Origin of the sequence: Niallia endozanthoxylica, assembly GCF_008710145.1 — a bacterium.
Lineage (GTDB): Bacteria > Bacillota > Bacilli > Bacillales > Cytobacillaceae > Bacillus_BD > Bacillus_BD endozanthoxylica.
Map to the genome: position 1 here is coordinate 820,385 of NZ_VYKL01000015.1, position 11,568 is coordinate 831,952.

13 protein-coding genes and 1 pseudogene are annotated in these 11,568 nt (G+C 38.6%); 2 read left to right on the forward strand and 12 right to left on the reverse strand.

Annotation, left to right across the window (positions count from 1 at the left end; translation table 11 throughout):
• Positions 1 to 128: 128 nt before the first annotated feature.
• Positions 129 to 425, reverse strand: coding sequence for a post-transcriptional regulator (locus tag F4V44_RS11200; protein WP_150440068.1), 297 nt, complete (start codon positions 423 to 425; stop codon positions 129 to 131).
• Between the two features lie 111 nt (positions 426 to 536).
• On the opposite strand from F4V44_RS11200, the gene spoVB reads away from it, so the two are divergent.
• Positions 537 to 2,126 carry a stage V sporulation protein B gene (spoVB, locus tag F4V44_RS11205; protein WP_150440069.1) on the forward strand — a complete coding sequence of 530 codons (1,590 nt, stop codon included), beginning with the start codon at positions 537 to 539 and terminating at the stop codon, positions 2,124 to 2,126.
• A 66-nt stretch (positions 2,127 to 2,192) separates the two neighbouring features.
• Here spoVB and F4V44_RS11210 read toward each other — a convergent pair whose 3' ends face one another.
• Positions 2,193 to 2,840, reverse strand: a complete 648-nt coding sequence (locus tag F4V44_RS11210; RefSeq protein ID WP_150440070.1) for a DUF421 domain-containing protein — start codon at positions 2,838 to 2,840, stop codon at positions 2,193 to 2,195.
• 259 nt (positions 2,841 to 3,099) lie between these two features.
• Here F4V44_RS11210 and F4V44_RS11215 point away from each other — a divergent pair, with 259 nt between their 5' ends.
• Entirely contained in the window at positions 3,100 to 3,456 is a 357-nt protein-coding gene (locus tag F4V44_RS11215; RefSeq protein WP_317978317.1) for a TIGR04086 family membrane protein, read from the forward strand.
• Between the two features lie 47 nt (positions 3,457 to 3,503).
• Here F4V44_RS11215 and yajC read toward each other — a convergent pair whose 3' ends face one another.
• The 10 genes and pseudogenes from yajC to F4V44_RS27320 form a co-directional block, all read right to left on the reverse strand.
• Positions 3,504 to 3,776: a preprotein translocase subunit YajC gene (gene yajC / locus F4V44_RS11220; protein WP_150440071.1), complete on the reverse strand. Its 273-nt coding sequence runs from the start codon at positions 3,774 to 3,776 to the stop codon at positions 3,504 to 3,506.
• Positions 3,777 to 3,862: 86 nt separating this feature from the next.
• Positions 3,863 to 5,002 carry a tRNA guanosine(34) transglycosylase Tgt gene (gene tgt, locus F4V44_RS11225; protein ID WP_150440072.1) on the reverse strand — a complete coding sequence of 380 codons (1,140 nt, stop codon included), beginning with the start codon at positions 5,000 to 5,002 and terminating at the stop codon, positions 3,863 to 3,865.
• Positions 5,003 to 5,223: 221 nt separating this feature from the next.
• Positions 5,224 to 6,252, reverse strand: coding sequence for a tRNA preQ1(34) S-adenosylmethionine ribosyltransferase-isomerase QueA (gene queA / locus F4V44_RS11230; protein WP_150440073.1), 1,029 nt, complete (start codon positions 6,250 to 6,252; stop codon positions 5,224 to 5,226).
• Positions 6,253 to 6,326: 74 nt separating this feature from the next.
• Positions 6,327 to 6,533, reverse strand: a complete 207-nt coding sequence (locus tag F4V44_RS11235; RefSeq protein WP_150440074.1) for a DUF2905 domain-containing protein — start codon at positions 6,531 to 6,533, stop codon at positions 6,327 to 6,329.
• Complete coding sequence (ruvB, locus tag F4V44_RS11240; protein WP_150440075.1) at positions 6,530 to 7,531, reverse strand: Holliday junction branch migration DNA helicase RuvB; 1,002 nt, start codon at positions 7,529 to 7,531, stop codon at positions 6,530 to 6,532. The genes F4V44_RS11235 and ruvB overlap by 4 nt, the downstream gene beginning before the upstream one ends.
• 238 nt (positions 7,532 to 7,769) lie before the next feature.
• A complete protein-coding gene (gene ruvA / locus F4V44_RS11245; RefSeq protein ID WP_150440076.1) occupies positions 7,770 to 8,378 on the reverse strand; it encodes a Holliday junction branch migration protein RuvA in 609 nt (202 codons plus the stop codon).
• A gap of 147 nt (positions 8,379 to 8,525) precedes the next feature.
• Entirely contained in the window at positions 8,526 to 9,071 is a 546-nt protein-coding gene (locus F4V44_RS11250; protein ID WP_150440077.1) for a BofC C-terminal domain-containing protein, read from the reverse strand.
• Between the two features lie 200 nt (positions 9,072 to 9,271).
• Positions 9,272 to 9,997 carry a YhcN/YlaJ family sporulation lipoprotein gene (locus F4V44_RS11255; protein WP_150440078.1) on the reverse strand — a complete coding sequence of 242 codons (726 nt, stop codon included), beginning with the start codon at positions 9,995 to 9,997 and terminating at the stop codon, positions 9,272 to 9,274.
• Positions 9,998 to 10,195: 198 nt separating this feature from the next.
• Positions 10,196 to 11,197: a phosphotransferase gene (locus tag F4V44_RS11260; RefSeq protein WP_223881862.1), complete on the reverse strand. Its 1,002-nt coding sequence runs from the start codon at positions 11,195 to 11,197 to the stop codon at positions 10,196 to 10,198.
• Positions 11,169 to 11,568: pseudogene (locus F4V44_RS27320) on the reverse strand (hypothetical protein); the annotation flags it as partial. The pseudogene F4V44_RS27320 and the gene F4V44_RS11260, both read right to left, overlap by 29 nt.

Consider the following 11,568-nt stretch of genomic DNA (forward strand, 5'->3'; position numbering starts at 1 on the left):
AACTAACCCATTTTTGTAAAAAATGGGATATCCCTTCAAATAATTTATTATGAAACAGTTTTATGCGGCTGTCAATTTGATACCTTGCTGCGCCATAAAAAATTAACAATATCCCATTATTTTTTACATTATTTCAACAATTCTAAGAGCTCCTCTTCGTTTTCAAGTGTAAACTCAGCATCTTTTAACGCTTCAACCGTACTATAATTCATAAATTCTCCTATTTTAAGAGAAAGAATACTCTGAACTATTTCATAAAGCTTGATTTCATCATTTTCCTTCTGCCACTTCTTTTTAACTAAAAACCGCCAAATATCCTCATCCGACACATTGTCATACCCCAAAAGAAGAAATTCTTCCTGTTTACTTTTCAATGCTGGTTCAACTAGGCTGCGAAAGCGATCATATTCATGGCTAACGTTCATATTAGCCCCTCCCCTTGATTTCATCTGGAATTCTTAGTCATGCTTTGTCCATATCAGTGCATATAGTTAATTGTATATGATAAAACCTTTTTTGAGAAGGCAGGGAATACAATGTCAAAGTTTATAAAAGGGACGCTGATACTATTAGCAGCAGGGTTAATTACACGAGTATTAGGATTTATTAATCGCATTGTTATTGCCCGCTTTATCGGAGCAGAAGGTGTGGGGCTATATATGATGGCCGTTCCGACCTTTATTCTAGCCATTACGATTACTCAAATCGGACTTCCTGTAGCCATTTCTAAAAATGTTGCGGAAGCAGAGGCTGTCGGAGATAAAGCGAAAGTAAAAAAAATTCTCGTCGTATCATTAACTACGACGATTGCCCTTTCAGCTATTTTTACTCCGATTTTACTCTTAACTGCGCCGTTGCTTGCTGAAACACTTTTAACAGATGAAAGAACGCTTTATCCTTTACTAGCTATTGCTCCTGTCGTACCGATTATTGCCATTTCTTCTGTTATCCGGGGCTATTTTCAAGGTAAACAGAATATGAAACCTGTAGCTTTTTCACAAATGATTGAACAGGTGATTCGGATCTCCTTAATCGCCTTTATGACCAAAGCCTTTATTCCCTACGGAATTGAGTATGCAGCGGCAGCGGCAATGGCATCTGCTGTCATCGGTGAACTCGCATCGCTAGTATACTTACTAACAACCTTTAAATTGAAAAAGAAATTCCCTATTAGAAAGCAATTTTTCACATACGTTCGCTCAGGAAAAAGTACATTTCAGGGGCTTATGAGCATTGCCATTCCGACGACCGGCAGCAGAATGATCGGCTCCCTTTCATGGTTTTTTGAACCGATTGTTGTTTCGCATAGTCTTGCGATAGCTGGTATTGCTGCAGTTGCAGCAACCGAGCAGTACGGTTCATTAACCGGCTTTGCCCTCCCATTATTAATGCTTCCTTCGTTTATTACCCAATCATTAGCTACATCATTAGTACCGGCTATCAGTGAGGCACATTCAAAAAATAATATGAAACTTGTTGAATATCGATTACAGCAGGCACTTCGATTTGTCTTTTTGTCAGGTGGACTTGCTGTCGTCATTTTATATGTACTAGCTGATCCATTAATGAAGGTTTTATATGGTTCTGAAAACGGTTCAGGGTTCATTAAATTAATGGCGCCTTTCTTTATTTTGTATTATTATCAGGGACCCCTGCAAGCAACTCTTCAGGCGCTCAATCTAGCGAGAGCAGCCATGATCAACAGTTTAATAGGTGCCATTGTGAAAACAGCTGTCATCTTTGCCTTGGCAAGTCAACCCGCCTTTGGAATAAACGGCGTGGCCATTGGACTTCTTGTCGGCTTTGTCCTTGTAACCCTGCTTCACTTCGCAACGGTACTCAAAAAGGTTTCATTCACTTTCTATATACGGGACTACTTGAAAACTTTTTTTGTGATGGGCGTTGCGGGTTTTGCAGGAGCCTGGCTTCTGAATCATCTCCCGGCCGGACAACCGCTCTCTCTAAAAGTTTTGATTGCTGCCATTGCTATTTCAATCCTTTATAGCCTGCTTGCACTCCTGCTCGGATTAATGCAAAAAGACGAACTCAACCGCATCCCGTGGATTGGCAAACCATTAGCCAAACTAGCCGTCCTCAGCCAACCCCATCCCACACTAAAGCGTTAAACCGCTGGGGGACAGTCCCCCAGCGCATTAAAGCGGCGGGGGACTGTCCCCCGCCGCTTTAATGCGTTACTCTTCAATAAGATCGATGTAAAATTGGTTATTTTGGTAACTGCAGAAGGATATTTTTTTGATATCGAGATATCCTTTTTGTTTCAATTGCTGTCTTAACCATAGTTCTGTTTTATTAATGATGTGTAAATGATCGTACTGGATAACACCGTCTACTATCAATGGAAGTGTGATGTCTCCTTCTTCATTATTTTTTTCCTTTTCAAATACGGATAGCTTTCCTGATGGCTCAAGAATAGCAAATTCAACGTCTGCAATATTTCGAACGTTCTTTTCCCGCAATTGCTGCAGCAAATCATCAAAATTATAACGCTGCTTCCTCATCACATTTTCGTCAATTTGTCCTTGATTAATGACAATGGATGGAGAGCCATCTACCAAGTCTCTAAATTTTTTGCTTTTTAAGGACAAGCGCGCCATGGTAATTTGAATCAGCATCAACATAATAATCGGTACAATTGATTTCATTAACTCAATTGACGTTTCATCAATGGCCATAACAGCTATTTCAGCAATCATAATATTTACCACTAGGTCGAAGACACTTAATTCGCCAATTTCTCTTTTTCCCATGAATCGGAAAATCAATAAAATAATAAAATAAGTCAGTATAGTCCTCAAAATAACAGTGAACATTTCATCCATCCAGAAATCCCTCTTTCGAGCAATTTTCATTAGGTCTTAACAAACTGCCTACATTTATCTTGTTCTATATCAACAAAACCATGTTGGGAAATATTTACTATTTACTTATTTAGCCATACAAAAGATTTGCTTCTAGATTGATTTGTTCATGAATATGCTTGTACAAAGAGAAATAGTTTATTTAGGATAAATATACTTTTCCAAATACAGAAGGGAGAGATTCATTATCGAAGAGTCAAAAAATCTTGGAAGTGCTGTACTGTATGGGACATTAACTATTTTAATTTTAATGATTATCAACAGCATTCTTTTTGCAACGATATTACGATTTACTTCTTTGGAAGAGTCATCCGTAAAGTATATCATTACGACTATTTCTTTTATTCTAATTTTTTTGGGAGGCTTTATTTCAGGTGGAAGAGGGAAACAAAAAGGCTGGATGCTTGGAGGCCTAACCGGCATAGTCTATTCTATTATAATCTTTTTGTATCAGTTCCTGGGACTCGACTCTCTTTTTAATTTCGAACAAATCATTTATCACATCTGCTATATTTTAATCGCTATGATGGGTGGGATTCTTGGAGTCAACATGAGTGGAAAATCAAGAAATAATTAAACATAAAAAACAGGAAGCCTTTTACAGCTTCCTGTTTTTTCATAGAATTATGATTGAGCAGATTCAACAACATCACGTACTGCTGACCTGTCATATGTAAGACGGCTTCCATCTCCGCATTTAATCACAACTTTACCTTCATCAACTGAATCAACGATACCGTGAAGACCGCCAATTGTAACAATCTTATCGCCCTTTTTTAAAGAGTTCTGCATTTGTTGTACATTCTTTTGTCTTTTCTGCTGTGGACGAATTAATAAGAAATAGAACAGAACAAACATTAATATAATAGGACCTACTGTTCCTAAAAGACCTTCCATGCTCACATGACCTCCTCTCAAACTTAGTTTATTAAAGGCATGGTTAAATGATAAATACAGCAACTATCTCATTAACACAGCCTTGATTAAAAGTTCTTGGCGTTTGGCTTATTAAAACCGTATCGCTCAAAAAACTCTTCTCTAAAGTCCCCCAGACGATCTTCTCGGATCGCTTGTCTTACTTGTTCCATTAATTTTACCAGAAAATATAGATTATGATAAGAGGTTAAACGTATTCCGAACGTTTCATCACAGCGGATCAAATGACGAATATAAGCACGGCTGTAGTTTCTGCATGTATAGCAGTCGCAATGCTCATCAATTGGTCCAAAATCTTTGGCGTATTTCGCATTCTTAACCACTAAACGACCGCTTGATGTCATCAATGTTCCGTTTCTCGCAATACGTGTCGGTAATACACAATCAAACATGTCGACACCACGAATAGCTCCATCAATCAATGAATCAGGCGAACCAACCCCCATTAAATACCGCGGTTTATCTGTCGGTAATAACGGTGTAGTAAATTCAAGGACGCGATTCATTACATCCTTCGGCTCACCTACCGATAGGCCTCCAATTGCATAACCAGGAAAATCAAGTGACACTAAATCTCGAGCACTTTGCTTACGTAACTCTTCGTACTCACCGCCCTGTACAATTCCAAATAATCCTTGATCATTTGGTCTCGCGTGAGCCTTGAGGCAGCGTTCCGCCCAGCGCGATGTTCTTTCAACAGACTTTTTCATATAATCAAACTCTGCAGGATATGGAGGACATTCATCAAATGCCATCATAATATCTGAACCAAGCGCGTTTTGAATTTCCATTGCTTTTTCTGGTGAAAGAAATAATTTATCACCATTTAAATGATTACGGAAATGGACGCCTTCTTCTTCGATTTTACGAAACTCACTAAGACTAAACACTTGAAAACCGCCGGAATCCGTTAAAATTGCACGATCCCAGTTCATAAATTTATGCAGACCGCCAGCTTCTTTAACAATATCATGTCCGGGACGAAGCCACAAATGATATGTATTACTTAAAATAATCCCGGCACCCATTTCCTTTAAATCTTCAGGAGACATCGTTTTCACTGTTGCTAATGTTCCAACAGGCATAAACACTGGGGTTTCAAAAGATCCATGCGGCGTGTGAACGCGGCCAAGACGTGCCCCCGTCTGTTTACATGTTTTAATTAATTCATAAGTTACCGCTGTCAAATCGTCATTCTCCCTTCAACACTTTTTTCAAATGAATCAAATTCGTCCCGTCGAATTTGCGCCCGGATTACCTGAGCTCGCTCGATAAACTACCTCTAAAAAATCCTTGGCATCCGCCGGAGACTTAACTTCATTCAGCCGGAGTTTAACCCCCACTGAATCAGAGAACTTTTTGCATTCACCCCTTAACTTTAGAAGTAAAGGACTTCGGCTGAATGAAGTTAAATAATTAACATCGCATCACCAAAGCTAAAGAAACGGTAACGCTCTTGAACAGCTGTTTCATAAGCATTTAATACTGCTTTACGACCAGCAAGTGAACTAACTAACATAATAAGCGTTGATTTCGGCAAATGAAAATTCGTGATCATGCCGTCAATTGCTTTAAACTCATAGCCCGGATAAATAAAAATATCTGTCCAGCCACTCCTTGCTTCAAATCTTCCATTATATTCAGATGCAATGGTTTCCAATGTCCGTGTAGAAGTTGTACCCACCGAAATAATCCGTCCTCCCGAACTACGCACCTCATTTAACAAAGCTGCCGTACCCTCTGTCATTTGATAAAACTCAGAATGCATTTCATGCTGGTCAATATCGTCAACACTTACCGGTCTGAACGTTCCTAATCCTACATGTAAAGTAATAAAAGCAATATGTATACCTGCCGCCCGTATTTCATCCAACAGCTCTTCTGTAAAATGAAGACCGGCTGTAGGCGCAGCAGCAGAACCTCTTTCACGGGCATAGACCGTTTGGTATCGGTCTTGATCCTCTAATTGTTCTTTAATATACGGTGGCAGCGGCATCTCTCCTAATTGATCAAGTACCTCATAGAAAATTCCTTCATATTGAAAATCAAGAATTCTTCCGCCATGCTCGAGCTCTTCGATACAAACTGCCGTTAATAATCCGTTGCCAAAAACAATCTTTGCCCCTTTTTTTATTCGTTTCGCTGGTTTAACCAGTGTTTCCCACTGATCATTTTCCTGCTGTTTTAATAGTAAAACCTCTATTTTAGCACCGGTATCTTCCTTTGCACCGTACAGCCTTGCCGGTAATACTCTCGTGTCATTTAACACAAGACAGTCTCCTGGTTTTAAGTAGTTTCTTATATGTTTAAAGATATCATGTGTGATACTTCCTGTTTCTTTATCTAATACCATTAGTCTGCTGCTTGTACGATCAAGCAGAGGAGTTTGTGCAATTAATTCTTCCGGTAAATGAAAATCAAATAAATCTACTTTCATAATGTCACCTTTCTATAACTGTTCAAATTCGCCCTGACCGAATTCCTTTAAAAATTACAAGGATCGCCGAAAGCTTAACGAAATTTTCCGATAAAGTAAAAAACCAGTGACAGAACAACACTTAACACAATCGATGTCACGATAGGAAAGTAAAAGGTTGTATTGCCCTTCTTTATCACTATGTCACCAGGTAATTTTCCAATATGGATAAATTGCATGAGAAAACCAATAATGAACACAATGACTCCAATTGTCATTAGTAATTTGCCTATCCCAGTCACCCTCCGGGCACCTCCAATCCGAGATGGCGGTAAGCTAGATCTGTTACTAATCTTCCTCTTGGTGTCCGTTGCAGAAATCCAATTTGCAGAAGATATGGTTCATACACATCTTCAATCGTATGTGCCTCTTCCCCAATTGTTGCTGCAATCGTCTCAAGTCCAACCGGACCGCCGCGGAATTTTTCGATAATCCCTCTTAATAATTTATGGTCAATATGATCTAACCCTAAACGGTCAACTTGAAGCAAATCGAGCGACTTTAAGGCTATTTCTTCATCAATCCGGCCATCTCCGCGGACTTGAGCAAAGTCACGTACACGTTTTAACAATCGGTTTGCAATCCTTGGAGTTCCTCTTGACCTTGAGGCAATTTCAGCCGCAGCCTGTGAATCAATTTCAACATCCAATACTTCTGCTGTTCTGATGACAATTTCCTTTAGCTGTTTTGAGTTGTAATACTCAAGCCGGCTGTGAACTCCAAATCGATCCCGAAGCGGAGCAGATAATGAACCTGCTCTTGTCGTAGCGCCAACAAGGGTAAACGGAGGTAAATCAAGTCTTACAGAGCGAGCGCTTGGGCCTTTTCCAATAACAATATCTAAACAAAAATCCTCCATTGCAGGATACAGCACTTCTTCAATCGAACGGGTCAACCGATGGATTTCATCAATAAACAATACATCACCAGGCTCAAGCGCTGTTAAAATAGCCGCCAAATCACCCGGTCTTTCAATAGCCGGTCCTGCCGTTGTCCGGATGTTGACTCCCATTTCATTAGCAATAATCGAAGCAAGTGTTGTCTTTCCAAGTCCCGGGGGACCGTAAAGAAGGACATGATCCAAGGTTTCCTGTCTAAGCTTAGCAGCTTTAATAAAAACAGCTAAATTCTCTTTAACCTTGTCCTGTCCAATATATTGATTTAAGGTTTGCGGACGAAGGCTTGTTTCGAAAGAGATCTCCCCTAAATCAGCTTCACTTGAAATAATTCGTTCTTCCATTCGTCATCTCCCCCACTTATCAAATTCGCCCGTCGAATTTGCGTCCGGATTTTTATCGAGCTCGCTCGATAAATTACCTTAAAAAAATCGCAAGACTCGCCGGAGGCTTAACTTCATTCAGCCGGGGTTCGAATTCCCCCTAATCGAAGAGCCATTTGCATTTACCCTCCACTTATACAAGTGAAGACTTCTGTACCTGCCACAAGCTTTCGGTACAAAAAACATTTGCTGAATGAAGTTATCGAAGCAGCAGCTGTAATCCTTTTCGAATATATTCATCCGTTGTATGCGGCTCTTTTTTTAACTCTGGAGTGATTCTCTTGATTTCCTTTTCCGAGTAGCCAAGAGCCAATAGTGCAAGAACTGCTTCATCAAATTCTTCATGAGTATTGTCTGCCTGTTCAACCTGATCTGGCTGAAATAGATTTGGAAAATAATCTGGAAGTATATCAGGAAGTTTTCCTTTCAAATCAAGAATCATTTGTCTTGCGGTCTTTTTTCCAACACCAGGGAATTTCACAAGAAAGGCCTCATCTTCATTTTCAATTGCCTGCACGACTTGCTGAGGTTCTCCTGAAGCAAGGATAGCAAGAGCACCTTTTGGACCAATTCCGGTAACATTTAATAGTTTCATAAATAATGTTTTCTCTTCACGAGTCTGAAATCCATATAAAGCAAGAACATCTTCTCGTACATATGTATACGTATAAACTGTGACTTCTTGACCAGAGTATTTTGTGTATGCAAAAGGATTTGGGGCAGCAATCTGGTAGCCCATTCCATTATTTTCAATCACAATATATTCTGGATGAATATAGTGAACATTTCCTCTAATAAATTCATACAATGCTTTTCTCTCCTCTAAAATTGCTGTACATCATTTTATCATACAATACATAACCGATTAAGAAAAATGTTGGATTAATCAAATTATTCCCTCGCTATTTTTATTAAAATAAAAGGAACCGGATAACCGGTTCCTTTTGGGAATCATTTAATTAGCCTCTGTTTCTTTTGAATACGATTTAAATGTTTCTAAAACTTCGACATAGCGGTCTTTTGTCTTGATAGGAATTCCTTTTTTTAATTCCTTTCTTTTACGGCTTTCCAGTTTTCCAACATCGATTTGGAAAAAGGATTGTATAATATGAGATTTGTATGGCTTTCCATTAAAAATCGTTAAGATTCCGTCCTCCGTAACACCAAAATATCCATTTGCTTTCAATAATGGCGAGATATCGTCCATTTCCTTACGAAATACAAATTTCCCCTGATTCATGCCAATAAACTGCCATTCATCATATTTAGCCCAAAAGTTTTCCATGGAATAAATCGTTTCTGTAACGGTTTCTTCACTAATTTCTCCATCAACATACATATACGTTAATACCACATCTACTTTTACTGGGAGTTTTATTTCCTCAACAATTTGACTAGCAAATGCTGTACGTATTTCTCCTCTAAGAGCAAAATCTGCTGAAAAGATCACCCATACAACTCCAAATAGGGTAATAATTCGAACAAACCATTTTGTTTGCATAGACGATCACCTCGTTTTGAAATCGGAGCAACGGCTTTTTACATACAATAAAGTAAGAAAATAAGCTGTTTATTTGGCTAAAAAAGCGCTTGAACTTCTTATTATCACATTAGTATTTTGACCATTTTTTTCATGTTTATCCCGGTTTTGCACATAAAAAATAAAAACAGAGCAAGCCGCTCTGTTTTTCCATTCAGTATTTAATCTATATTTTCATTCGCTTGATTCATATTTCTTATTTCTTTATCAAGTTCGTCTTTTGGACCGCCATTTCGTAAATCATTGTTAATTACTTTGATGCGATTATATTGGCTTTCATTTGTCATAACTTTCACAGATTTGCCGTCAGCATAAGGCTCGATAGCATTTCTAATATTTCTTTTTGTTTCCTCTGCCTTATTTTCATCGTTTAACAGGACCCCAACAATAATATTTTTCTCTTCAATTACCGTTTGGGCATCTGTTACATTCGCTACCTTTTTTACTTCACTGGTAATTTTTTCATTTAACTTGCCTTCATTACCTGTGTAATAGCTTTGACGCGTCGGAAGTTCATTATTATTTAAATGTCCATGATAGTTTTTATCATCGTCACCTAATACAGGTCTGCCATCAGAGTAGAATTCACGATTATTTATTTTGTAAATTCCATTATTTCCTTTTGCCTCTTTATCACCTTGACGATTAGTATTCCGTTCTTTACCTAATGTATGATCCAATGATTCTGTCGCCGGACCATCATTGTCACCCTCAAGTAAAATAGCGTTCCCGCCATTTGCGTCATGTTTCTCATTTGAATAATAACCGATTGGTATTGTGTTATCGTTCCGCCCGTCTTGTACAGCTGTCTCCTCGTTGTTGCCGCACCCAGTAAGGCCAATGATAAATATTGATGATAGTAACCAGAATTTTGTATGTTGCTGCAAACGAGTCCCACCTCTCCATTAAGATGAGCATTGCATTCATATTTAATGGAGAAGCTTAACCGGTATCAAACGGTAAACTTCCTTTGATTTTAGTTTATTTTGGGCCTTGGCCTGTTATTCATAAATACAATGCTCATTATTAGATTGCGAAAAAGTCTTTGCATTCAATCCTGTCAGTTACCACCATTTATCTCACCCTTAACGAATTGTAACTCTTGTTTTGATTTCTTCGTAAAAGGCCCGTCGGTTATCATATTGTCCTAAAGTTAATTCCATGACAGAACGGACTTTTCTTGTGTCATTGTAAGTATGGTCTTTTACAAGTCGATTCCATTCACGAAAAATATCAGTAGGATAGGCAAGCGCATACAAAAAAACGTTATGTTTAAAATAGGGATGAAACTGTTCAAAAGAAGATAACTGTTGAAATGACCAATGTAAAAAAGGCAGGATTCGATTGGCATATTGTAAATAATCAGTTATGTCCGGACCAATACTGATTAAATCAAAATCAATTAAAAGCAATTCTCCTTCCGATGTCCGAAAAAAATTATGGTGGGCAACATCCCCATGTAAAATAACATTTGGAAAGGAGTATAATGTTTCTTTTTCCTGCTTTAAATAGGCTAAAGACCATTCTGCCCAAGATGTTAAATCATTTATTATTTCCTTTTGTAGAAACAAAGATAATAAAGGAATATTATGTTTGAATTGTTGATACCTTTCCTCCCATTTTTCAATTAAATGAAAAAAAGGCAGGATTGTTTTATAACTCCCAACCAATTTCTCTGATGTTTTGTGAAAGCTTTGTAAAAGCTGCAGCCCTTCCTGACAATTCTTCCTTGAATTATAGCTAAAGGGTTTCTCCCCTTTATGAAGAAACTCAAGTAGACCATAATACTGCGACTCGAAATATAAGCACTGTTCTTTTGGAAAGGAATAAAACGAGTAGGTATAAGGAAAACCTTCCTTTTTCAGTGATTGAATAAAAGCCTCTTGAATTTTCAATCGCCGGAGGGACGGATAGCCTTTAAGAACAAATTGAAAACCATCATTCAGTCTGACAATAAAGACATTTCTTCTTACAGGAGTAAGACAATCGATTTGATAAGGAAGAGTTTGATTTAAATAGGAGAGGAGACGATTATGAAAACTATCGTCTCCTCCAAATTTAGCCGTTATATTCACTACTTTCCTCATCACGAGGTAATGGAACCCCTGGTCCAAAATCATATGGACCTCCAAAAGCAGGATTAGGTACTCCATAATTAGGAATCCCGGCCTGCATATATGGATTAAATTGCGGTTGACCAAAGCCCATTTGAGGGAAATGTGGACCCGGATAAAATCCTCCATGCATTCCTGGTTGCATTGGTGGAACGTGATACCCCGGATTGATGCCGTAGCCTCCCATTGGGTAACCTTGGTGAGATCCTCCACCACAGCCGCAATCCTTTTGTTGAATAGGCATCGGCATTTGATTCGGCATCATTGGCATCTGCTGTTCCATCATTGGCATTTGGCCCGGCATCATTGGCATCTGCTGTTCCATCATTGGCATTTGGCCCGGC